This window comes from Sphingomonas sp. KR3-1, from assembly GCF_040049295.1.
Taxonomy (GTDB): domain Bacteria; phylum Pseudomonadota; class Alphaproteobacteria; order Sphingomonadales; family Sphingomonadaceae; genus Sphingomonas.
On the sequence record NZ_JBDZDQ010000003.1, the window covers coordinates 399,831 to 421,786 of the forward strand.

General features: G+C 65.4%; 22 protein-coding genes. 14 read left to right on the forward strand and 8 right to left on the reverse strand.

Features of this window, described 5'->3' with window-relative positions:
* The first annotated feature begins 21 nt into the window (after positions 1–21).
* The 5 genes from ABLE38_RS17830 to ABLE38_RS17850 all read left to right on the forward strand — a co-directional run bounded on the left by ABLE38_RS17830 (position 22) and on the right by ABLE38_RS17850 (position 1,759).
* The gene (locus ABLE38_RS17830) at positions 22–471 is read left to right on the forward strand and encodes a hypothetical protein (RefSeq protein WP_348975593.1); all 450 of its coding nucleotides are present in this window, start codon (positions 22–24) and stop codon (positions 469–471) included.
* Between the two features lie 14 nt (positions 472–485).
* Positions 486–827: a phage holin family protein gene (locus ABLE38_RS17835; protein WP_348975594.1), complete on the forward strand. Its 342-nt coding sequence runs from the start codon at positions 486–488 to the stop codon at positions 825–827.
* Complete coding sequence (locus ABLE38_RS17840; RefSeq protein WP_348975595.1) at positions 824–1,156, forward strand: DUF3618 domain-containing protein; 333 nt, start codon at positions 824–826, stop codon at positions 1,154–1,156. The genes ABLE38_RS17835 and ABLE38_RS17840 overlap by 4 nt, the downstream gene beginning before the upstream one ends.
* A complete protein-coding gene (locus ABLE38_RS17845) occupies positions 1,156–1,479 on the forward strand; it encodes a hypothetical protein (protein ID WP_348975596.1) in 324 nt (107 codons plus the stop codon). Before ABLE38_RS17840 ends, ABLE38_RS17845 begins: the two co-directional genes overlap by 1 nt.
* A gap of 61 nt (positions 1,480–1,540) precedes the next feature.
* On the forward strand, positions 1,541–1,759 hold the full coding sequence (locus tag ABLE38_RS17850; protein WP_348975597.1) for a DUF4170 domain-containing protein: 219 nt from the start codon (positions 1,541–1,543) through the stop codon (positions 1,757–1,759).
* Positions 1,760–1,793: 34 nt separating this feature from the next.
* On the opposite strand, the gene ABLE38_RS17855 is transcribed toward ABLE38_RS17850, so the two are convergent.
* From ABLE38_RS17855 to carA, 5 genes are all read right to left on the reverse strand, one after another.
* Positions 1,794–2,450, reverse strand: coding sequence for a rhomboid family intramembrane serine protease (locus ABLE38_RS17855; RefSeq protein ID WP_348975598.1), 657 nt, complete (start codon positions 2,448–2,450; stop codon positions 1,794–1,796).
* 2 nt (positions 2,451–2,452) lie between these two features.
* Positions 2,453–2,929 carry a transcription elongation factor GreA gene (greA, locus tag ABLE38_RS17860; RefSeq protein WP_348975599.1) on the reverse strand — a complete coding sequence of 159 codons (477 nt, stop codon included), beginning with the start codon at positions 2,927–2,929 and terminating at the stop codon, positions 2,453–2,455.
* A 205-nt stretch (positions 2,930–3,134) separates the two neighbouring features.
* Positions 3,135–6,464: a carbamoyl-phosphate synthase large subunit gene (carB, locus tag ABLE38_RS17865; protein WP_348975600.1), complete on the reverse strand. Its 3,330-nt coding sequence runs from the start codon at positions 6,462–6,464 to the stop codon at positions 3,135–3,137.
* A complete protein-coding gene (locus ABLE38_RS17870) occupies positions 6,464–7,234 on the reverse strand; it encodes a hypothetical protein (protein ID WP_348975601.1) in 771 nt (256 codons plus the stop codon). The genes carB and ABLE38_RS17870 overlap by 1 nt, the downstream gene beginning before the upstream one ends.
* Positions 7,231–8,394 (reverse strand): glutamine-hydrolyzing carbamoyl-phosphate synthase small subunit, encoded by a 1,164-nt coding sequence (gene carA / locus ABLE38_RS17875; RefSeq protein ID WP_348975602.1) that lies wholly within the window; start codon positions 8,392–8,394, stop codon positions 7,231–7,233. Before carA ends, ABLE38_RS17870 begins: the two co-directional genes overlap by 4 nt.
* A 127-nt stretch (positions 8,395–8,521) precedes the next feature.
* On the opposite strand from carA, the gene ABLE38_RS17880 reads away from it, so the two are divergent.
* The 9 genes from ABLE38_RS17880 (at position 8,522) to ABLE38_RS17920 (ending at position 19,827) form a co-directional block, all read left to right on the forward strand.
* Positions 8,522–8,974 carry a GatB/YqeY domain-containing protein gene (locus ABLE38_RS17880; RefSeq protein ID WP_348975603.1) on the forward strand — a complete coding sequence of 151 codons (453 nt, stop codon included), beginning with the start codon at positions 8,522–8,524 and terminating at the stop codon, positions 8,972–8,974.
* 72 nt (positions 8,975–9,046) lie between these two features.
* Complete coding sequence (gene dnaG, locus ABLE38_RS17885) at positions 9,047–10,927, forward strand: DNA primase (RefSeq protein ID WP_348975604.1); 1,881 nt, start codon at positions 9,047–9,049, stop codon at positions 10,925–10,927.
* 40 nt (positions 10,928–10,967) lie between these two features.
* A complete protein-coding gene (gene rpoD, locus ABLE38_RS17890; protein ID WP_348975605.1) occupies positions 10,968–12,998 on the forward strand; it encodes an RNA polymerase sigma factor RpoD in 2,031 nt (676 codons plus the stop codon).
* 400 nt (positions 12,999–13,398) lie between these two features.
* Positions 13,399–14,013: a hypothetical protein gene (locus tag ABLE38_RS17895; RefSeq protein WP_348975606.1), complete on the forward strand. Its 615-nt coding sequence runs from the start codon at positions 13,399–13,401 to the stop codon at positions 14,011–14,013.
* A 51-nt stretch (positions 14,014–14,064) separates the two neighbouring features.
* Complete coding sequence (locus ABLE38_RS17900; protein WP_348975607.1) at positions 14,065–14,913, forward strand: MoxR family ATPase; 849 nt, start codon at positions 14,065–14,067, stop codon at positions 14,911–14,913.
* Positions 14,914–15,211: 298 nt separating this feature from the next.
* On the forward strand, positions 15,212–15,790 hold the full coding sequence (locus tag ABLE38_RS17905) for a CHAP domain-containing protein (RefSeq protein WP_348975608.1): 579 nt from the start codon (positions 15,212–15,214) through the stop codon (positions 15,788–15,790).
* A 37-nt stretch (positions 15,791–15,827) separates the two neighbouring features.
* Positions 15,828–17,234, forward strand: a complete 1,407-nt coding sequence (locus ABLE38_RS17910) for a hypothetical protein (RefSeq protein ID WP_348975609.1) — start codon at positions 15,828–15,830, stop codon at positions 17,232–17,234.
* Positions 17,235–17,241: 7 nt separating this feature from the next.
* A complete protein-coding gene (locus tag ABLE38_RS17915) occupies positions 17,242–18,639 on the forward strand; it encodes a hypothetical protein (protein ID WP_348975610.1) in 1,398 nt (465 codons plus the stop codon).
* A 9-nt stretch (positions 18,640–18,648) separates the two neighbouring features.
* Positions 18,649–19,827 carry a VWA domain-containing protein gene (locus ABLE38_RS17920; protein WP_348975611.1) on the forward strand — a complete coding sequence of 393 codons (1,179 nt, stop codon included), beginning with the start codon at positions 18,649–18,651 and terminating at the stop codon, positions 19,825–19,827.
* On the opposite strand, the gene ABLE38_RS17925 is transcribed toward ABLE38_RS17920, so the two are convergent.
* The 3 genes from ABLE38_RS17925 to ABLE38_RS17935 all read right to left on the reverse strand — a co-directional run bounded on the left by ABLE38_RS17925 (position 19,824) and on the right by ABLE38_RS17935 (position 21,907).
* Positions 19,824–20,693: a hypothetical protein gene (locus ABLE38_RS17925; RefSeq protein ID WP_348975612.1), complete on the reverse strand. Its 870-nt coding sequence runs from the start codon at positions 20,691–20,693 to the stop codon at positions 19,824–19,826. The two genes, ABLE38_RS17920 and ABLE38_RS17925, sit on opposite strands and share 4 nt — an antisense overlap.
* Positions 20,694–20,697: 4 nt before the next feature.
* Positions 20,698–21,516 carry a hypothetical protein gene (locus ABLE38_RS17930; protein WP_348975613.1) on the reverse strand — a complete coding sequence of 273 codons (819 nt, stop codon included), beginning with the start codon at positions 21,514–21,516 and terminating at the stop codon, positions 20,698–20,700.
* A 97-nt stretch (positions 21,517–21,613) separates the two neighbouring features.
* Positions 21,614–21,907, reverse strand: coding sequence for an Hpt domain-containing protein (locus ABLE38_RS17935; protein ID WP_277766410.1), 294 nt, complete (start codon positions 21,905–21,907; stop codon positions 21,614–21,616).
* Positions 21,908–21,956 lie beyond the last annotated feature (49 nt).

Genomic DNA, 21,956 nt, shown 5'->3' on the forward strand with positions numbered 1-21,956 from the left:
AAGGCATGGAGGGTTTTTGGCATGGCTGACGAAACGACGGGCGAGACGATCGACGCGACCGCCGAGGAAGTGAAGCGGACCGCTTCGGACACGATCCGCGAAAAGGCTGGCGAGATCGGCAGCCAGGCAGCCGAGCGTGCGCGCGCCTTTGCCGGCGAAGGCAAGGAACGAGCAACCGGAGCGCTCGATGAAGTCGCCAAGATGATGCAGTCCGCGGCGCTCGACGTCGATGCGCGGCTCGGCGAGCAATATGGCAAATATGCCCGCACGGCGGCAGACGGGATCTCGAGCTTCGCCGACAATCTGCGCGGCAAGGAAGTCGACGACCTGATCGAGGACGTCTCGGCGTTCGTGCGCAAGAGCCCGGCGGTGGCGATCGGCGTCGCCGCGGGCTTGGGCTTCGTGCTGGCGCGCCTGATCAAGTCCGGGGTCGATGCGGCGTCCGACGCTGCCGACAACGACAAGGCATAGGGGCAAAACGGGGGGTGGAAGCACCGGAGCCTGACGAGAAGAGCATCGGCGACCTGTTCCAGCAGCTCGTCGAGGATGGCCGCGGCTATGCCGAAGCCGAGATCGGCTATTACCGCACCCTGTTCCGCTCGAAGCTGCGCGACGCGCGGACGATGCTCTGGATGGGCGGCGTTGCGCTCGCCCTCGCTTTTTCCGCTGCGGTCGCGCTGGTCGTGGGGCTCGTGCTCACGCTAGCCCCGGTCGTCGGCCCCGGTTTCGCCACGCTCATCGTTGTTGTCGCGTTCCTCGCGATCTCCGGGCTGATGGGCTGGCTCGCCTGGACGCATGTGAAGCGCATCTTCAAGGAAAAGCCGTGAGCGAAAATCCGCATGACGTCGACGCTGCCAAGGCAAGGATCGACGCCGCGCGCGCCCAGCTGTTCGGCACGCTCGGCCAGGTGCAGGAGCGGCTGCGGCCTTCCAACCTAGCCCAGGACGCCGTGGAGACCGCGGCGCACGGCGTTGCTACTGTCGCGCGCAGGGGAGCCGAAGCGGTGCGCAGCCGCCCCCTCGCCGCTGCCGGCATCGCCGCTACCGTGGGCCTAGTGATGGCACGGGGCTGGATCGGCGACATCCTGGGCAAACGGCATGAAACTCGCGACCCGGCTACGGGTTTGAAGCCCAAAGGCAAGAAAGGATCCTCGTGATGAGCACCAACCCCGCAAACAGCCAGAAGACCGGGCAGAGCGAGAGCCTGACCGAGAACCCCTATGCGCTGGTCGCCGGCGGCGTCGCGCTGGGCGTGCTCATCGGCATGCTGATCCCGCGCAGCCAGAAGGAGCGCGAACTGCTCGAGCCCGCCGGCCGCCAGATCGCCGACCGGGTCACTGGTACCGTCCAGGCCGTGAAGGACGCCGGCAAAGCGGAGATCGATTCGCTGCTGCCGAGCAAGGAAGCGGCGCAGGACCGCGTGGGTGCGCTGTTCGGCAATCTGGTCGATGCGGCCAAGGGTGCAGCGCAAAAGGCTTGAGAAGCGGGCGCCGGCATCGCTAAGGCCTCTATAAAACCAGAAAACGTTTTCGGAGGCTATTTTGAGCAAGCTGCACCTCGTCTTCGGCGGTCGCGTGACCGATCCGCAGACGCTTGATTTCGTCGATCCCTCGAAGCTCGACATCGTCGGCATCTATCCGGACTTCGCCGAGGCGGAGAAGGCCTGGCGCGGCGCCGCCCAGCGCACGGTGGACGATGCCGAGATGCGCTATGTGGTGGTGCATCTGCACCGGCTGCTCGAGCCCGATCTCGAAGCCTGACTTATTCTGGTCCCCGGCTACGGCCGGGGGCCGGTCAGGCCTTGCGCCAGTGCCACATGAACAGCGGTCGGGCGACGCCCAGCCCGGCGAGGAAACCGCCGATCGAGGGCGCCGCGCCCCAGGCGAGCAGCTCCGTAATCGCAACCCCCTGCCCCGGCGCCTGTAGCAGCCCGGAAAGAACACTGATCGCCGTCCAAGCGGCAGCGAGCCACGCGACGTGCACCGTGCGCGCCGAAAACGGCCCGATCGGCGGATTGCGCGGCCTGCCGTACAGCAGCGAATAGGCGCCGATCACCGCGGAAAGCGCCCCGTTCATGCCGAGCAGCGGCAACACCGCTGCTCGGGCTACCAGCACATAGGCGGCAGACGACGCAAAGGCGCCGACAGCATAGAGCAGCAGGAATTGCGGCCAGCCGATCGCATGCTCGGTCTTCTGGCCGGTGATAACCAGCATCAGCACGTTGAAGAATATCTGCAGCGCGCTGACATGCACGAAGGTCGTCGTCAGCGGGGTCAGCCAGGCCGGCACCGCCCACACCTCCGGCGCGAGCAGCTCCTGCTGTATGCGCGCTGGAATGAAGCCGGCGAGCACCGCGGCTTCGGGCAGGTAGCCGGTGATCAGGATCAGGGCGCTGACCAGCGCCGTGACCGCCGAGATCGTGATCGTCGCGGGAAAGTCGCGAAAGTTCACGCTCAGATGAATTCGATCTGCGACACCAGATAATAGCGGTCACCGGCGGGCACCGAGACCTCGACCTCTTCGTCTACCTTGCGGCCGATCAGCGCGCGGCCGATCGGCGAGTTGTAGGAGATGCGGCCCTTGCTCACATCCGCCTCGGTCTCGCCGACGATCTGGTACTTGATCGGCTTGTCGTCCTCGTCGAGCAGCGTCACGGTAGCGCCGAACACGACGCGGTCGCCCGAAAGCTCGCGCGGATCGATAATCTGGGCGCGGCTGAGCTTGCCCTCGATATCGGCGATCGTGGCTTCGTTCTGGCCCTGCTGCTCCTTGGCAGCATGATATTCGGCGTTTTCCGAAAGATCGCCGTGCGCGCGTGCTTCCTCGATCGCATCGACGATCAGCGGACGCTCGATTTTCAGGCGCTTCAGCTCTGCAGTGAGCTTGTCATAGCCTTCCTGAAGCATCGGCATCTTATCGACGGTCGCCATCCAACAAGTCCTTCAAAACGCCCCGTCCACCAAGCGCTTCCGGGGAAACGCCCGCACATGGATGCTGATGGGGGAAATCAATCGTGCGAACAGGAATAATAAGACGGCCAATGCCGCACTGCAAGGCTAGGAAAGATATGTCCCCGCCGAAGCTGGATTAATCCGCCCGGTTTCCGGCAAAAAAGCCGGGAAACCGGGCGGCGGATCAGCGCCGCGAGGCGTAGAACGCCTGGAGCGGCTTCACGTCGAGACTGTGCTTCGACAGCGCCTCGATCGCGCGTGCCGCCGCCACGCTCGCCTGCGCGGTGGTGAAATATGGGATCTTGAGGTTGAGCGCCGAGCGACGGATGTCCGACGAATCCTTCAGCGACTGCCAGCCTTCGGTGGTGTTGAAGATCAGCGCGATATCGCCGTCGAGGATGCGATCGACGATGTGCGGGCGGCCCTGCGCCACCTTGTTGACGCGCTCGACCTTGATCCCCTCGGCCTCGAGATAGTCCGCCGTGCCGCCGGTCGCGACAATGATGAAGCCGAGGCCCGCGAGCAGCTGCACGCCCGGCAGCACCACCGGCTTGTCGGTATCCTTGACGCTGACGAACAGGCGGCCGCTGCTCGGCAGCACAGTACCCGCCCCCAGCTGCGCCTTGGCGAAGCTGGTCGCGAAGTCGCTGTCGATGCCCATCACTTCGCCGGTCGACTTCATCTCAGGGCTGAGCACCGGATCGACGCCGGGGAACTTGTTGAACGGGAAGACGGCTTCCTTGACCGCGATATAGTCTATGTCGCGGTCGATCTTGGGCAGGTCGGCCAGCTTCTCGCCTGCCATCACCCGGCTGGCGATCTTGGCGACGGGGATGCCGATCGCCTTGGCGACGAAGGGCACGGTGCGCGAGGCGCGCGGGTTGACTTCGATGAGGTAGACCTCGCCGTCCTTCACCGCGAACTGGATGTTCATCAGGCCCTTGACCATCAGCGCGCGCGCCAGCGCATCGGTCTGGCGCTCGATCTCGGCGACGATCTCCGCCGGCAGGCTGTAGGGCGGGATCGAGCAGGCGCTGTCGCCCGAATGGACGCCGGCTTCCTCGATATGCTGGAGCACGCCGGCGACCACGACATCGGTGCCGTCGGCGATCGCGTCGACGTCCACTTCGACGGCGTCGCGCAGATACTGATCGATCAGCACCGGCGAGTCGCCCGAGACCTGCACCGCGGTCTGGATGTAATCGTCGAGCTGCTGGGTGGAGTCGACGATCTCCATCGCGCGGCCGCCGAGCACATAGCTGGGGCGCATCAGCACCGGATAGCCGATCCGCTCGGCGATCTTCACCGCTTCGTCACGAGTGCGGGCCAGGCCGTTGGCGGGTTGCTTGAGGCCAAGCTTCTCGACCAGGTCGGCGAAGCGCTCGCGGTCCTCGGCCAGGTCGATCGCATCGGGGCTGGTGCCGAGGATCGGGATACCCGCATCCTCCAGCGCCTTGGCGAGGTTGAGCGGGGTCTGGCCGCCGAACTGGACGATCACGCCGACCAGCTCGCCCTTCGACTGCTCGACGTGCAGGATCTCCAGCACGTCCTCGGCGGTCAGCGGCTCGAAATAGAGGCGGTCCGAGGTGTCGTAGTCGGTGCTCACCGTCTCCGGGTTGCAGTTGACCATGATCGTCTCATAACCCGCGTCCGCCAGCGCGAAGCAGGCGTGGCAGCAGCAATAGTCGAACTCGATGCCCTGGCCGATGCGGTTGGGACCGCCGCCCAGGATGACGATCTTGCGGCGATCGCTCGGCATCGCCTCGTTCTCGGGCTCGCCGAAGCTCGGCGCCTCGTAGGACGAGTACATGTACGGCGTCTTCGCGTCGAACTCGGCGGCACAGGTGTCGATCCGCTTGAACACCGGGCGCACGCCCAGCTTGTGGCGATGCGCACGCACATCGGCTTCGTTCACGCCACCGGTCATCGCCTTGACGACTTCGCCGATCAGGCCGGAGCTCTTCGCCATGGCATCGGTGCCCTGGCGCAGGTTTGCCGACTTGAGTGCCAGGAAGGCCAGGCGCTTGTCGCTGAAGCCCATTGCCTTCAGGCGGCGCATGCCCTGCGCATCCTGCGGCAGGCCCTGCTCCATCACCTGCGTCTCGGCCGCCAAGATCTCGGCGATGCGCTCGATGAACCAGGGGTCGTACTGGGCGAAGGTGCAGACCTCGGCGACGGTGAAGCCCTCGCGCAGCGCCTGGGCGGCGATCAGCAGCCGGTCGGGCGAGCGGATGGCCAGCGCCGCCTCGATCTCGGCGCGCGGCGCGCCGGCGAGCTTGTCGACATTGTTGAAGCCCGAAAGGCCCGTCTCCAGGCCGCGCAGCGCCTTCTGCATCGATTCGTGGATGTTGCGGCCGATCGCCATGACCTCGCCGACCGATTTCATCGCCGTGCCGAGCGTGGCCTCGGCGCCCTTGAACTTCTCGAAGGCGAAGCGCGGGATCTTGGTGACGACATAGTCGATCGTCGGCTCGAAGCTCGCCGGCGTCGCGCCCGTGATATCGTTGGTGATCTCGTCGAGCGTGTAGCCCACCGCCAGCTTGGCCGCGACCTTGGCGATCGGGAAGCCGGTTGCCTTGGAGGCCAGCGCCGAGGAGCGGCTGACGCGCGGGTTCATCTCGATGACGATCAGGCGACCGTCCTTCGGATTCACTGCGAACTGCACGTTCGAACCGCCTGTTTCGACGCCGATTTCCCGGAGCACCGCGATCGATGCATTGCGCATGATCTGGTATTCCTTGTCGGTCAGCGTCAGCGCTGGGGCGACGGTGATCGAATCGCCGGTGTGCGTGCCCATCGCATCGATATTCTCGATCGAGCAGATGATGATGGCGTTGTCGTTGCGATCGCGCACGACTTCCATCTCATATTCCTTCCAACCGAGAAGTGACTCCTCGATCAGCACCTCGGTGGTCGGCGAGAGGTCGAGGCCCGTGCGCACGATCGCGATGAATTCCTCGCGGTTGTAGGCGATGCCGCCGCCCGAGCCGCCCATGGTGAAGCTGGGGCGGATGATCGCCGGCAACCCGACATGCTCGAGCGCGGCGAGCGCCTCGGCCTCCGAATGCGCGATCGCCGAGCGGGCGCTTTCGAGCCCGATCTTGGTCATCGCGTCCTTGAACTTCAGCCGGTCCTCGGCCTTGTCGATCGCCTCGGCATCGGCGCCGATCATGATGCAGCCGAACTTCTCCAGCGTGCCGTCATTCGCCAGCGCCAGCGCAGTGTTGAGCGCGGTCTGCCCGCCCATCGTCGGCAGCACCGCATCGGGGCGCTCCTTCTCGATGATCTTGGCGACGATCGCCGGGGTGATCGGCTCGACATAGGTCGCATCGGCCAGCTCTGGATCGGTCATGATCGTCGCCGGGTTCGAATTGACCAGGACGATGCGATAGCCCTCTTCCTTGAGCGCCTTGATCGCCTGCGTGCCCGAATAGTCAAACTCGCAGGCCTGGCCGATCACGATCGGGCCGGCGCCAATGACGAGGATGGAGGAGATGTCAGTGCGTTTGGGCATTAAAAAGAGATTCCGAGCCAAGATTTCAGAGCTTCGAGAAGCGCGGTTGCTAGTTGCCCGATCGCCTCGTCTCCGAACTTGAGGGCGAGATAGGTCAACACTGGCAAAATCAGTCCCGCGACAGCGCGGGTGCTGATCCTATCCAATCGCAATAGATCGCCAGCAGCCTTGAGTTGCTCGACAAAGCGAGGGCGATCAGCGGGATTTCCGATACGATCCGAATTGTCTTTACGGATCAGTTCTTGCAGTTCCGGCAACCCATCACTGATAATCTGCGCCTCTGGCGCGTTATGATCTACCGAGACAATACGATCAGATGCCGGAACGAGCACAGCATTGTCGGCAATGTCTTGTTCCGCTTCGTCAGCAATAAGGTTGCGCTGTTTCAGTGCCTCAATGGCGCGATTTAGCCAAGCATCTCCACCGAAGTAGAAAGTTCGGAAAATCTCATTCGCCTGAGCTGCATGCCACCTACGATCCCATTCTGTCGTAGTGTGCTCACTAGGCTCCGCGTCAGCTTCGTAAAATTGCAAAGCATTCTTCGGATCAACTTGGAACAAATCTCCGGTCAAAGGGCTTACCAGTTTCGTAGCAGCGCCGCTAACGAGCAATCTCTCCGCGACCGCGTCGGAAATAGATGTCGGAATTACTATGCCGAAGGTATCGGATATGATGCCTTGAAGATCGGACGCAAAGTAACTGTATCTGCCATTGTTCCGATTGGCGATTTCCATCATCAAGACGGCGATATGATCAGCAACGATGCTCACCGCATCATCCCCACGAACCGCTCGAACAGATACAGGCTGTCCTGCGGCCCTGGGCTGGCCTCGGGGTGATATTGCACTGAAAACGCCGGCCGATCGGTCAGCTCGATACCCGCATTGCTCCCGTCGAACAGCGACACATGCGTCTCGCGGGCATTCTCTGGAAGCGTCTCGCGTTCCACCGCGAAGCCGTGGTTCATGCTGGTGATCTCCACCGCACCGTCTTCCAGCCGCTTTACGGGATGGTTGGCGCCGCGATGGCCCTGGAACATCTTGGTGGTCTCTGCGCCCACGGCGAGGCCGAGCAGCTGATGGCCGAGGCAGATGCCGAACAACGGCTTGCCGGTCTCTAGCAGCTGGCGGATCACCGGCACGGCATATTCGCCGGTTGCGGCGGGATCGCCTGGGCCGTTCGACAGGAAGAAGCCGTCCGGGTTGAACGCCATGACCTGCTCATAGGTCGCCGCCGCCGGCAGCACGGTCACCTTGGCGCCGGCCCGGACCAGGTTGCGGAAGATGTTGCGCTTCGAGCCATAGTCGAGCGCGACGACATGCGGGCGGTCGTCCTCGGCACCTTCCGGGCCATAGCCGAAGCCGAGGCGCCACACGCCGCCTTCCCAGCCGAAATGCGTCTCGGTGGTCACGGTGATCGCGAGGTCCATGCCTTCCAGGCCCGGCCAGCCGCGCGCCATCTCGAGCAGCAGCGGAATGTCGAACTTGCCCTCGGCCGAATGCGCGATCACGCCGTTGGGCGCGCCGGCAAGGCGGATGCGGCGGGTCAGCGCGCGGGTGTCGATGCCCGACAGGCCGATGCGCGCATGCTTCTTCATCCAGGCATCGAGATGCTCGGTCGCGCGGAAGTTGCTCGGCTCGGTCACATCCTCGCGCACGATCATGCCCAGTGCGTGGGGATCGTCGGCCTCGATATCGTCCGGGTTCGCACCGACATTGCCGATGTGCGGAAAGGTGAAGTTGATGATCTGCCCGGCGAAGCTCGGGTCGGTCATGATTTCCTGATAGCCGGTCATCGCGGTGTGGAAGCACACCTCGCCGACTGCCTGCCCCTCGGCCCCGAAGCCACGGCCCCAAATCACGTCCCCCGACGCCAAAACCAGTACGCCGGTGGCTCCGGCAGGCATAGGCGTAGGCGTGGCATCGGCCATTTGTGGGTGGCTCTCCATTTGAGGTGCAGCAATGTCGCTAAGTGCCGCCCGCTAGACCCCTACCCCCCTCGCGTCAACCGGTTCCCGGGTCTATTGCGGGGTCAATTCCCGATTCACGAGAGATGAAATGATCCGAGACGATATCAAGGCAGCCCAGATCGCAGCGATGAAGGCCGGCGACAAGGAAACCCGCGGCGCGATCAGCCTGATCCAGAGCGCGATCAAGAACCGCGACATCGAGGAACGGGTGAAGGCGGTCCAGGCCGACGACGACGCGTTGGTGATCGAAGTGCTGCAGAAGATGGTCAAGCAGCGCCGCGAATCGATCGAGATGTTCGAGAAGGGCGGCCGCCAGGAGCTCGCCGACAACGAGAAGGCCGAAGTCGCCGTGATCGAGCGCTTCCTGCCGGCCCAGATGAGCGACGAAGAGACCAGCGCGGCGATCGAGGCGATCAAGGCCGAGCTGGGCGCCAGCGGCATGAAGGACATGGGCAAGGTGATGGCCGAGCTGAAGGCCCGTCACGCGACGACGCTCGACATGAGCAAGGCGAGCGGCCTGGTGAAGGCGGCGCTGAGCTAAGCTGAGAGCAGCCCACGTTATCCACACCCCGGCTTGCTTGCCGGGCGGGCCCGGCGCGGGCATGGGAAGGCGGTGTCGCTCACCCCTGCCTTTCTCGACGAACTTCGCGCCCGCACGCTGCTGTCCGGGCTGATCGCCAAGACGACCAAGCTGCAAAAGGCGGGGCGGGAGTTTCGTGCCTGCTGTCCGTTCCACAACGAGAAGACCCCGAGCTTCTACGTAAACGACGACAAGGGCTTCTATCACTGCTTCGGCTGCGGCGCGCATGGCGATGCGATCCGCTGGATGACCGATCAGCGCGGCCTGCCCTTTATCGATGCGGTGAAGGAGCTGGTCCAGGCCGCCGGCATGGAGATGCCCGAGCAGGACCGACGCGGCGCCGAGAAGGCCGAGCGCGCCAAGGGCCTCCATGAAGCGATGGAGGACGCCGCGAAGTTCTTCGTCGAGCGGCTCCACGGCATCGAAGGCGCCGAGGCGCGGGCAGTGATCAAGAAGCGCGGGATCAACGACGAGACCGCCAAGACCTTCGGCCTGGGCTATTCCCCCGATTCGCGCGGGAAGCTCAAGGAGGCGCTGAAGAGTTACGGCGATCCTATGCTGGTCGAGGCCGGGCTGCTGATCTCGGTCGAAAAGAAGGACCCATACGACCGCTTCCGTGGTCGCCTGATGATCCCGATCCGCGATGTGCGCGGCCGCGCCATTGCCTTTGGCGGGCGCATCATCGGCGACGGCGAGCCCAAATATCTCAACTCCCCCGAGACGCCGCTCTTCGACAAGGGGCGGACGCTCTACAATCTCGATCGCGCCCAGGCAGCGGCGCGCAAGTCTGGCCGGATCATCGCGGTCGAGGGCTATATGGACGTGATCGCGCTCGCCCAGGCCGGGTTCGGCGAGGCGGTGGCGCCACTCGGCACGGCGATGACTGAACATCAGCTCGAGCGGCTGTGGCGGATCGCCGACGTGCCCTTGCTCTGCTTCGACGGCGACTCGGCGGGGCAGAAGGCGGCGCTCAGGGCAGCACACCGCGCCCTCCCGATGCTCCAGCCGGGTCGCAGCCTCGCCTTCGTCACGCTGGCCGACGGGCTCGATCCCGACGATCTCGTGCGCACCAAGGGCCCGCAGGCGTTCGAGGCGCTGCTCAAGGCGCCGCAGCCGCTGGTCGATCTGCTCTGGCAGAGCGAAGTCGCCGCCGAGCCGCTCGACACGCCCGAGCAGCGCGCCGGGCTCAAGCGGCGCCTGAACGAGCTGGCGGACGGGATCGGCGACCCCAATGTGAAGCACGAATATGTCGCCGAGTTCCGCGAGCGCATCGATGCGCATTTCGGCCGCGGCCCGCGCGCCTTCGAGGCGCGGGGGCCGCGCGGTTCGAGCGCGCCGGCACGCGGCAAGCGCGACAAGCGCGGCAACTGGCAGCCGCCCGAGGCTATGCCGGGCGCCACGATGCGCAGCATGGGCGCCGCCGGGCTAGACCCGATCCTCGCCCGCGCGGTGCTCGCCGGGCTGATCCGCCACCCGGCCGAGATCGCCCGCCACATGGAGGTGCTGGGCTCGCTGCGCGGCGCCTCGGGCGCGCTCGGCAGGCTGTTCGAGGCGGTGGTCGATGTCGCGCTGGAAGACCGGCAGCTTGATCAGGGCAAAGTGCTCACCATATTGGCGCGGTCCGGTTTCGATCAGATGGCGAGCGAGCTGCTCCGGGCCGATACCCTGCCCTTTTCCTTTACCCGGCCCAAGGCCGAGGAAAAGAAGGCGCGCGAAGACCTGAACGAGGCGATCGCAGTGATGGTGGCGCGTCCCGCGGTGGATGCGGCGCTGGCAGAGGCAACGGCAGCGATGCTCGAGCGTTTCGATGATGAGTCGTTCGCCCGGCAAACGGCCCTGCTCCGGCAGCGCCAGGAGCTAGAAACGCGCCTCGCGAATCTGATGCTTGCGGATGACGAGAATTTAGAAGATTAGGGCGGCGTATAATGCCGCCATCCAAGTTTCGAGGATTTGAATGGCCAAGGCGAACATGGCAGACGTCACTGAGACCGGCGAGGCGGGTGACGCGCCCCTGATCGATCTGAACGAGGGTTCGATCAAGAAGCTCGTCGCGCGAGCCAAAAAGCGCGGTTACATCACTGTCGACCAGCTCAACGAGATGCTGCCGCAGGACCAGATGTCCTCGGAGCAGATCGAAGACGTGATGGCGGCGCTCAACGACATGGGCGTCAACGTCGTCGAGAACGAGGAAGCCGGCGAGGACGCCGAACCCGAGGACGACAGTCAGGACGAAGCCGAGTCGAACGACAGCGGCGACGATTCGGCCCCCGCCTTCGAGACCAAGAAGAAGGAAACCGTCGACCGGACCGACGATCCGGTGCGCATGTACCTGCGCGAGATGGGCGCCGTCGAGCTGCTCAGCCGCGAGGGCGAGATCGCGATCGCGAAGCGTATCGAGGCCGGCCGCGACACGATGATCCTCGGCCTGTGCGAATCGCCGATCACCTTCAACGCGATCATCGGTTGGTCGAACGCACTCAACGAAGGCACGATGCAGTTGCGCGAGATCCTCGATCTGGACGCAATGCTCTCCAAGGGGCCGTCGGCCGAGCAGGTCGAAGGCGCCGAGGAAGACGACAACGGCGAGATCAGCGAGAAGACCGCCGGCACTTCCTTCAAGGAGGAAGAGGAAGTCGAGGAAGTCCAGGACGAAGAGGACGAGGACTCGATGACCGAGCGCCGCACGCCGCGGCAGTCGGACGACGAGGAGGAGGACAACACCCTCAGCCTCGCGCAGATGGAAGAGACGCTCAAGCCGCAGGCGCTCGAGAAGTTCGCCAACATCACGTCGATCTACAAGAAATTCTCCAAGATGCAGCTCCAGCGCCTTGATGCGATGGCTGGCGGCGGCGAGCTCGCCGCGTCGGAGGAGAAGAAGTATCAGAAGCTGCGCGAGGAGCTGACCGCCGAAGTCGAGTCGGTCCAGTTCCACCAGCAGAAGATCGAATATCTCGTCGACCAGCTCTACAGCTTCAACCGGCGCCTGACCGCGCTGGGCGGCCAGATGCTGCGCCTTGCCGAGCGCCACAAGGTGAGCCGCAAGGACTTCCTCGATCGCTATGTCGATCACGAGCTCGACGAGGGCTTCATCGCTTCTGTCGAGAAGCTCGACAAGAAGTGGGCGGCGTTTGCGCTCAACGAAGTCGCCGCGGTCGATCGCATCCGCGTCGAGATCGCGGAGATCTCGCAGTCGACGGGCATGGCGCTCGCCGAGTTCCGCCGCATCGTCAACATGGTGCAGAAGGGCGAGCGCGAGGCACGCATCGCGAAGAAGGAGATGGTCGAGGCCAATCTCCGCCTCGTGATTTCGATCGCCAAGAAGTACACCAATCGCGGCCTGCAGTTCCTGGATCTTATCCAGGAGGGCAATATCGGCCTGATGAAGGCGGTCGATAAGTTCGAATATCGCCGCGGCTACAAGTTCAGCACCTATGCGACCTGGTGGATCCGCCAGGCGATCACCCGCTCGATCGCCGACCAGGCGCGCACGATCCGCATCCCGGTCCACATGATCGAGACGATCAACAAGCTGGTCCGCACCAGCCGCCAGTTCCTCCACGAGCAGGGCCGCGAGCCCACGCCCGAGGAAATGGCCGAGCGCTTGAGCATGCCGCTCGAGAAGGTGCGCAAGGTGATGAAGATCGCCAAGGAGCCGATCAGCCTCGAAACGCCGATCGGCGACGAGGAAGATTCGCACCTCGGTGACTTCATCGAGGACAAGAACGCGATCATCCCGGTGGACGCGGCGATCCAGGCGAACCTCAAGGAAACGGTCACCCGCGTCCTCGCCAGTCTCACGCCCCGCGAGGAGCGCGTGCTGCGCATGCGCTTCGGCATAGGCATGAACACCGATCACACGCTCGAGGAAGTCGGCCAGCAGTTCTCGGTCACCCGCGAGCGTATCCGCCAGATCGAGGCGAAGGCGCTGCGCAAGCTCAAGCATCCGAGCCGCAGCCGCAAGATGCGGTCATTCCTCGACCAGTAAGTCGGGCTGCACCGCGTTTTGGAATAGAAGGGGTCGCTCCGTTGGGGCGGCCCCTTTCTTTTCGTCCCTCCAAACGCATGCGAGTCGCCGTTGCGGCTCTGTCGGTCAAATCGCCGATGCACAGCGGCTTTCGCCGATGTCAGGAACTATCGGTATAGTTACGGATACTGGCGAGTCGGCGGAGAATTTGCTTGCCGGGCACGCTTGTGTTTTGCCTGCAACGATGCAGCGATGGACGCTTTATCCACAGTAAATTCGTGATTTACCTTGTCTTTACGTGCTTCGGTATATCCCCGAGTTGCAAAACACTGCCCGTCGGCATGGGGCCGGCTGGAAGATGTGGGGGCTTATGCCGTTTGATTCCGTACAGGTTGTGCGATTGGGCGGTGCCTGGGGCTCGATGGGTCAGCTCATCGCGTCCGACGGCAGCGCCAACCACCCCTATCTCCGGCGCCTGGCCCGCAACGAGGAGCCGCTGCGCGACCTCTCCGACGCGGCGCATCATATCTGCCTGCTGCACGGCCGCCACCCCGGCGTGATCGACCATGCGCTCGGCCATGCCCGGCTCGGCATCGAGCGCGACTGGCTGGAGGCCGCGGCCGACGCCTTCGTGATCGAGCGTGCCTATCTCGTCCGCATCGTCGCCGCTGCCGGGCCGCTGCCCAGCACCCCCGGCCATGCCGAGACCGAAGCCGCCACCGCGGCGCAGCGCCATGCGCTCGACATGCTTGCCCAATCGGACCGCGCCGGCTGCGCGACCGGCGCAGCGATCGCGATGGCGATGGACTGGGCGGTGATCCGCGAGGGGCTCGACGCCGCCGCGGAGCGCCTGGGCCTCGCCATCCCCGTCTCGCAGCTGCCGCTCGCCGAGGAGACGGTGACCGTGGTCGACACGCTGGTCCGCGAAGGCCATCTCGAGCGCGCCGTGCTGTTCGGCGCCCAGCAGCTCTTCGCCCAGCATCGCGGCCTGTGGGACCTGCTCGAGGCCCGCGCCTCGGCCCGCGACAAGCACTAAGTTCCCGGCACCAGCTTGCACTCCCCCGCCCCGGCCCTCTAAGCCGTGGCGATGCGCTTCCAAGGCACCCAGAGCTATGTCGCCACCGACGACCTGAAGGTCGCGGTCAACGCCGCCGTCACGCTGCGGCGCCCCCTGCTCGTCAAGGGCGAGCCCGGCACCGGCAAGACCGTGCTGGCCTACGAGATCGCCAAGGCGGTCGATGCACCGCTGATCGAGTGGAACGTCAAGTCGACCACCAAGGCGCAGCAGGGCCTGTACGAATATGACGCGGTGGCGCGCCTGCGCGACGGCCAGCTCGGCGATCCGCGGGTCCACGAGATCGGCAACTATATCCGCAAGGGCAAATTGTGGGAGGCGTTCACCGCCCCCAAGCTGCCCGTGCTGCTGATCGACGAGATCGACAAGGCCGATATCGAGTTCCCGAACGACCTGCTCCAGGAGCTCGATCGGATGGAATTCCATGTCTACGAGACGCAGGAGACCGTCCGCGCCGCCGAGCGGCCGATCGTGGTGATCACTTCGAACAACGAGAAGGACCTGCCCGACGCGTTCCTGCGCCGCTGCTTCTTCCACTATATCAAGTTCCCCGACCGCGAGACGATGCAGGCGATCGTCGACGTCCATTTCCCCGGCATCCAGAAGCTGCTGGTAAGCAAGGCGATGGATATCTTCTACGAGATCCGCGAGGTGCCGGGCCTGAAGAAGAAGCCGAGCACCAGCGAGCTGCTCGACTGGCTCAAGCTGCTGCTCCACGAGGACATACCGCTCGAGGTGCTGCAGAACAAGGACCCGACCAAGGCGATCCCGCCGCTCCACGGCGCGCTGCTCAAGAACGAGCAGGACGTGATGCTGTTCGAGCGACTCGCCTTCATGGCCAGGCGCCAGCAGGGCAAGTGAAGTCCTGATTTACCCGAATTGGGTACGAAAAGTCACCAAAGCCACTACACGCACGGAGCGTCGGGGGCATGACTTTCCGGCGGGCAAGTTTATCCCGGAAGGGCGCCCGCCATGCGCCATCGCCTCCGCGTGCATGATCTCGCGATGAGAAAGAGCGCGGCGAGTATCTCAGGCGAAATCCTACATTGGAAGAGGCCCAATTCCCTCGCTCTTCGGGAGAGGGAAAACACAGTTAACCACTCTTAAACCAGTCCGGGTTACGGTCCGCTTGGGGGGGACTCAGTATGAGTGCCCGAGTATGCGTAAGCGTGTTGCGTTTCCTGTGCTGCTTGCCGCCGCGCTGTGTGCCGCGGTGCCTGCCGGCGCATCTTCCCTTCTCGAATATGTCGGCGAGTGCGTGCCCTTTGCGCGCGCGGCGTCCGGCATCCAGATCTATGGCGACGCCTGGACCTGGTGGAGCCAGGCCGAGGGCCGCTACCAGCGCGGCCATGTGCCCAAGGTCGGTGCCGTCCTCGCCTTTTCGAAGAGCGCGCGGCTGCCGCTCGGCCATGTCGCCGTGGTCAGCCGGATCGTCGAGAAGCGCGTGCTGATGATCACCCATGCCAATTGGTCGCGCCTCAACGGCGAGCGCGGGCATGCCGAGCAGGACGTCACCCTGTTCGACGTCTCGGCGCGCGGCGACTGGAGCCTGGTCAAGGTCTGGTACCGCGACCGGAACGGCCTGGGCAGCTCGATCTACCCGGCCAACGGCTTCATCTATGGCACGCCCGACCGCGATGCGCCGACCACGGTGCGCAAGGCCCGCCCCGCCCCCGAGCTGACCTCGCGCCAGCCCGACTATGTCGGCTCGCTGATCGACGCCTACGCATCGCGTTGAGCTTGCCCGGGGGCGAACGGCAAGGCACTAACGCTGCATGACGGGGGTGGATCAGGGCGCGAATCGGCGCTGGTGGTGGGCGGTCTTTGCGATCGCCGTGGCAGGCTTCGCACTGCGCTTCGTCTGCTCGCTGGGCGACTTGTGGTTCGACGAGGCCTGGTCGGCGGTGCAGGCGCGCGACGCGCTGACCCCGATCGGCGTGTTCACCGGCATCAACCACGACAACAACCACCATTTCAATTCGGTCTGGATGCAGACGGTCGGCTTTGGCGGCTGGCCGCCGCTCATCCGCATGCTCTCGATCCTGAGCAGCACCGCGGCCATCCTGGTCGCCGCCCGCATCGCCGAGCCGCGCGGGCGGATCACCATGGTGATCACGGCCCTGCTCTTCGCGATCTCCCCGCTGCTGGTGACGATGGGATCCGAAGCGCGCGGCTATGCCAGCATGACGCTGGCGATGCTGGTGGCGATCCTGTTCATCGATCGCTGGCTCGCTGGCGACATGGCCTATCGCCGGCCGACCACGCTGGCGCTGTGCTTCTTCCTCGGCGCCTTCTCGCAGCTCACGATGATCTTTGCCGCCGTGGCGCTGGTCGGCTGGCCCTTCTTCGTGCTGTGGAAGCGCGATGGCTTCCAGGCCGCGGTGATCGAGACGTTCAAGCTGTTCTGGCTGCCCATGCTCGCGCTGGTCAGCGTGCTCGGTTTCGTGCTGCTGGCCGGGCAGCTCGCCGGCACCGGCTTCCGCTTCGGGCGCTACGATCCGTTCGAACTGTTCCAGTATCTCCACGGCATCACCACGATGATCGGCTACACGGTCGGCTTCCCGTGGAAGGATGTCTGGCCGATCGCCTATGTGCTGGTGCTGCTCGTGCTGGCGCCAAGCTGGGGCGCCTCGCGCATGGCGCTGTACCGGATCGCGATCTTCGGCTTCCCCTTCCTGCTCGGCGTGCTCCATGCCGGCAATGTCGCGCATGCCCGCTATTACCTCACCGCCGGCGTGCCGCTGCTGCTGATGCTCGCCGAGATGATTGGCCATGGCCTTGCCCAGACGAACTGGAAGCGCGTCGCCGCCGTAATCGGCCTCGCGGCGATGGCCGGGGGCAGCCTCTATTGCGACATGGTGCTCGCCATCGACCAGCGCGGCGATCCGGGCGGCGCGGTGCGCACGATGCAGGCACGTGCGCCCGGGGGCACGACGATGCTGCTCGACCGCGATACAGGCCTGGCGATGACCGAGGTCGCCGCCGCGCGCTGGGGCTACAAGGTCAAGATCGCCCTCGGCCGCTGCGATCCACAGGCGCACTTCCTGCTGGTCGATCGCTTCCAGGGCGAGTTCTTCCCTACCAAGGTCGATCGCTGCGGCATGCATTTCGTGCCGATCGCACAGCATCGGATGCGCAGCCTCTCGGGCACCGAGTGGACGCTGTTCGAGCGCCAGCCCTGAGGGCGGGGTGGACCGCGACGTGAATCGGCGCTGGTGGTGGGCGGTCTGCGCCATCGCCGCCGCGGGATTGGCGCTGCGCTTCGTCTGCTCGCTCGGCGATCTTTGGTTCGACGAAGCCTGGTCGGCCGCGCAGGCGCGTGACGCGCTGACGCCGATCGGCGTGTTCACCGGCATCAACCAGGACAACAACCACCATCTCAACTCGCTGTGGATGCAGATGGTGGGTTTCGGCGCCTGGCCGCCCCTGGTGCGCCTGCTCTCGATCCTGAGCAGCAGCGCGGGGATCCTGGTGGCAGCGAAGATCGCCGAGCCGCGCGGGCGGATGACGATGCTGGTCACCGCCCTGCTCTTCGCCTTCTCGCCGATGCTGGTGACGATGGGATCGGAGGCACGCGGCTATGCCAGTATGACGCTGGCGATGCTGGTGGCGATCCTGTTCATCGATCGCTGGCTCGCGGGCGACATGGCCTGGCGCCGCCCGACCACCGTGGCTTTGTGCTTCTTCCTCGGCGCCTTCTCGCAGCTCACCATGGTCTTCGCCGCACTCGCGCTGGCCGGCTGGCCCTTCTTCGTGCTGTGGAAGCGCAGCGGCTTCCAGACGGCGGTGATCGAGACGTTCAAGGTCTTCTGGCTGCCGATGTTGACGCTGGCGGGCGTGCTCGGCTTCGTGCTGCTGGCGGGCCGGCTCGCCGGCACGGGCTTCCGCTTCGGAAGCTATGACCCCTTCGCGCTGGACCAGTATCTGCGCGGCGTGACTACCGCGATCGGCTATACGGTCGGCATCCCCTGGCAGGCGATCTGGCCGATCGGCTATGTGCTCCTGCTGCTCGCCGCCGCGCCCTTCTGGGGCGCCTCGCGCATGGCGCTGTACCGGATCGCGATCTTCGGATTCCCGTTCCTGCTCGCCGTGCTCCATGCCGGCAATGTCGGGCACGCGCGCTACTATATGCCGGCGCTGGTGCCGTTGCTGCTGATGCTGGGCGAGATGGTCGGCTTCGGGCTGGAGAAGGCCGATTGGAAGCGCATCGCCGCGGGTATCGGCCTCGCCGTGATGCTCGCCGGCAGCCTCTACTGCGACTATGTGCTCGCGATCGACCAGCGCGGCGATCCGGGCGGCCCGGTGCGCGAGATGATGGCGCGGGCGCCCGACGGCGCCAAGATGCTGCTCGACCGCGACACGGGTGCGGCCGCCACCGAAGTCGCCGCCGCGCGCCGCCGCTACAAGCTCCAGATCATCCTCGGCCGTTGCGACCCCGAAGCGCGCTTCCTGCTGATCGACCGCTTCCAGGGCGAGGCGCTTCCCTCCAGCCCCGATCGCTGCACCGCGCATTTCGTGCTGATCGCGCAGCACCGGATGCGCAGCCTGTCGGGAAGCAACTGGAATTTGTACGAGCGCCGGCAGTAGAAGCGAGGGATGTTCCTCTCCTTCCTCGACGAGCTCCGCGCCGCCGGCATCCCCGCCAGCCTGAAGGAGCACCTGATCCTCCTCGAGGCGCTCGACCGCGACGTGATCGAGCATACGCCCGAAGCCTTCTACTACCTCGCCCGCGCGACCTATGTGAAGGACGAGGGGCTGCTCGACCGGTTCGACCAGGTCTTCGCCCGCGTCTTCAAGGGCATCGCCAGCAGCTATGGCGTGGCGCCGGCGGAGATCCCCGAGGAATGGCTGCGAGCCATCGCCGAGAAGTTCCTGACTCCCGAGGAGATGGCGAAGATCGAGTCGCTCGGCTCCTGGGACGAGATCATGGAGACGCTGAAGAAGCGGCTCGAGGAGCAGCATGAGCGCCACCAGGGCGGCAGCAAGTGGATCGGCACCGGCGGCACCTCCCCGTTCGGCAATGGCGGCTACAATCCCGAGGGCGTGCGCATCGGCGGCGAGAGCCGGCACAAGCGCGCGATCAAGGTGTGGGAGGGGCGCGAATTCCGCAACCTCGACAGCACCAAGGAGCTCGGCACCCGCAACATCAAGGTGGCGCTGCGCCGCCTGCGCCGCTTCGCCCGCGAAGGCGCGGCGGACGAGCTCGATATCGACGCGACGATCGACGGCACCGCGCGCCAGGGCTGGCTCGACGTGCGCATGCGGCCCGAGCGGCACAATGCGGTCAAGCTGCTGCTCTTCCTCGATGTCGGCGGGTCGATGGATCCGTTCATCAAGCTGTGCGAGGAGCTGTTCTCCGCGGCCACCGCCGAGTTCAAGAACCTGGAGTTCTTCTATTTCCACAACTGCCTGTACGAAGGCGTGTGGAAAGACAATCGCCGGCGCTTCCAGGAGCGCACCCCGACCTGGGACATCCTCCACAAATACGGCCACGATTATAAGCTTATCTTCGTCGGCGATGCCTCGATGAGCGCGTACGAGGTCAGCCATCCGGGCGGCTCGGTCGAGCATTTCAACGAGGAAGCGGGCGCAGTGTGGATGCAGCGCGCGCTCAACACCTATCCAGCCGCGGTGTGGATCAATCCGATCCCGCGCGAGCAATGGGGCTATACCCAGTCGGTCCGCCTCATCCGCGAGCTGATGGGCGACCGGATGTATCCGCTGAGCCTCGCCGGGCTCGACGAGGCGATGCGCGAGCTGAGCCGCAAGCGCTAGGGCTTGGCGTTGCTCTTCGAATTGTTGACGATCCGCCGCGCGATCGTGCCCGACTGCTTGATCGAATTGACGTCGTCGCGGCTCGCATAGAGCCCCTGCAGGAAGCCCTGGTCGAGCGCGGTCAGCTCGGGATCGGTGAAGGTCGACCCCTTGTCGAACAGCGTGATGATCGAATCGACATTGCTCCCGTCCTTCGGCGGGCGGGCGCCGGCCAGCGTGCGCATCGCGACATAATCGGCGATCTGGACCACCGATTTGCCGACCACCGCCTTGTCGTCGATCACCACGATCGACTTCACCGTCACCTGCCGCGTCGGCAGCGTGATCCGCGAGGCCTGGCTTACGCCGACATATTGGATGCCGTCATCGTCGCTGTCGGCGCCGTTGCCGAGCTCGTCGCGCACTTCGATCGTGCTCCAGGCGTGCACCGGGCCTTCGCGCAGCGCCTTGCGCAGATCGGCCGTGTTGAGGTTTCCGAAAAAGCCCGGGAAGCGGGTGCGCAGCGCCTTGACGAAATTGTCCGCATCGTGGGCGACCATCAGCGCGATGTTGGGGTGGCAGCCGGGCTCGCCGACCTTGGCGCCGGCATCGCGCGCGACGGCGCGCAGCCGCGCCTCGATCGCCCGCGCCGCATCGGGGCCGAGCCCGGCGACCAGCGGGCAGACCGGCTCGGCGAAGCGGGCGAGCTGCCCGTCCACGCTCGAGCTGATCTGGCGGACGAAGCGCTTCGCCGTCGCCGGCGGCACTTCCCTGGCGCCGACGACGACGATGTTGCTGTCGTCCTGCGGCTTTTCCGGCGGCCTGGTCTGGGCCAGGGCGGGGCTGGCGGCGAGCAGGAGCGCCAGCGCGGAGAGAAGGATGCGCATCGGCCTAGCGCTGCTTGCCGGTGACCATCGCGTGCGAGATCCGCCACGCCTGGTCCTGGCCCTGCTCATAGGGATTGCGCATCTTGTAGAGCCCGGCGAGCAGGCCCAGGTCCATGTCGGTGATCTCGGCGGGCGGCGGCGCGACATTGGGGTCGAACAACGACAGGATCGACGCGGAGGCGATCGAGCCCTTGGCGGGCGGCCTGGCGCCGACCAGCGTGCGCATCACGACATAATCGCCGAGCTGGCGCACCGATTTGCCGAGCGTGACCTTGCGGTCCATCACGACCACCGCGTTGACGGTGATCGCCTGGGTATCGCCTTCGGCGACCGAGGGATTGTCGGGATCCTGGTCCGAGTTGGCGGTGGTCATGTTGCCGACCTCGTCGCGGATCGCCACCAGGCGCCAGGCGTGGATCGGGCCGGATTGATAGGCGTCGCGCAGCGCGCCGTCGTCAAGATTGGCGAAGGCCGGGTTGCGGCGCTTGCGCATCATCTCGATAAGCGAGTCGGCATTGTCGGCGAACACGATCATCAGATTGGGCTCGCACTTGTCCTTCGCCAGGCGGACCGAGGCGGCCGAGGCGACGAGGCGGATGCGGTCCTCGATCGGCGTCTTGAAGCGCTCGGGCATGCCGACGACGAGCGGGCAGACGGGATCGATGAAGCGGGCGAGCTGGCCGTCGGCCACGTCGAGCACCTGGTGGATATAGCGCTGGGCCTTCTTGATCGGCTTCTGCGCCTGGCCGGTGACGACGATGGCGCCTTCCTGCGCCGGCGGTGCGGCGGGCTTGGCGGCGTCCTGCGCGTGCGCGATCGGCACGGCGGCAAAAGTCAGAAGAGCAAGTGAAGTCAGCCTCAAGCGCATGCGCATATGGTTCGATCCCTCTCGTGCTCGGGACCCCGCATGCGCCGTCTTCTCAGAGTCGGTCGACTGCCCGATGGAGACGACGGAGTATCGCGCCGTCATGCGCCTGTCCATTGGCTGCTTCGGTGGCGAGCGCCATCAGGCGGACCGCGCCGAAGCTGGCGGCCAGGCCCTTGAGGCGCAGCGCCGCGGACGCCCAGGCATCGGGGCTGTCGGCGGACTTCATCGTCTCGAGGCAGCGCTGCACCCCGTCGAGGAACGCCTCGCGCAGCTCGGCGATCAGCGCGGGCTCGTCGCCCACCGCCGCCGCCAGCGTCGCATCGATTGCACCGGGATCATAGGCCATGGCGCAACCCTAGCGCCGACACCGTTAACGCCGCGTTTCCATCGCCAGT

Bases quoted from the DNA above. Each gene is read 5' to 3' on its own strand.
- carA (WP_348975602.1), bottom strand. From the start codon at position 8,394: ATGGCCGATGCCACGCCTACGCCTATGCCTGCCGGAGCCACCGGCGTA.
- ABLE38_RS17925 (WP_348975612.1), bottom strand. From the start codon at position 20,693: ATGCGCATCCTTCTCTCCGCGCTGGCGCTCCTGCTCGCCGCCAGCCCC.
- ABLE38_RS17880 (WP_348975603.1), top strand. From the start codon at position 8,522: ATGATCCGAGACGATATCAAGGCAGCCCAGATCGCAGCGATGAAGGCC.
- rpoD (WP_348975605.1), top strand. From the start codon at position 10,968: ATGGCCAAGGCGAACATGGCAGACGTCACTGAGACCGGCGAGGCGGGT.
- greA (WP_348975599.1), bottom strand. From the start codon at position 2,929: ATGGCGACCGTCGATAAGATGCCGATGCTTCAGGAAGGCTATGACAAG.
- ABLE38_RS17845 (WP_348975596.1), top strand. From the start codon at position 1,156: ATGAGCACCAACCCCGCAAACAGCCAGAAGACCGGGCAGAGCGAGAGC.
- ABLE38_RS17905 (WP_348975608.1), top strand. From the start codon at position 15,212: ATGCGTAAGCGTGTTGCGTTTCCTGTGCTGCTTGCCGCCGCGCTGTGT.
- carB (WP_348975600.1), bottom strand. From the start codon at position 6,464: ATGCCCAAACGCACTGACATCTCCTCCATCCTCGTCATTGGCGCCGGC.
- ABLE38_RS17830 (WP_348975593.1), top strand. From the start codon at position 22: ATGGCTGACGAAACGACGGGCGAGACGATCGACGCGACCGCCGAGGAA.
- ABLE38_RS17935 (WP_277766410.1), bottom strand. From the start codon at position 21,907: ATGGCCTATGATCCCGGTGCAATCGATGCGACGCTGGCGGCGGCGGTG.
- ABLE38_RS17895 (WP_348975606.1), top strand. From the start codon at position 13,399: ATGGGTCAGCTCATCGCGTCCGACGGCAGCGCCAACCACCCCTATCTC.
- ABLE38_RS17910 (WP_348975609.1), top strand. From the start codon at position 15,828: ATGACGGGGGTGGATCAGGGCGCGAATCGGCGCTGGTGGTGGGCGGTC.
- ABLE38_RS17900 (WP_348975607.1), top strand. From the start codon at position 14,065: ATGCGCTTCCAAGGCACCCAGAGCTATGTCGCCACCGACGACCTGAAG.
- ABLE38_RS17920 (WP_348975611.1), top strand. From the start codon at position 18,649: ATGTTCCTCTCCTTCCTCGACGAGCTCCGCGCCGCCGGCATCCCCGCC.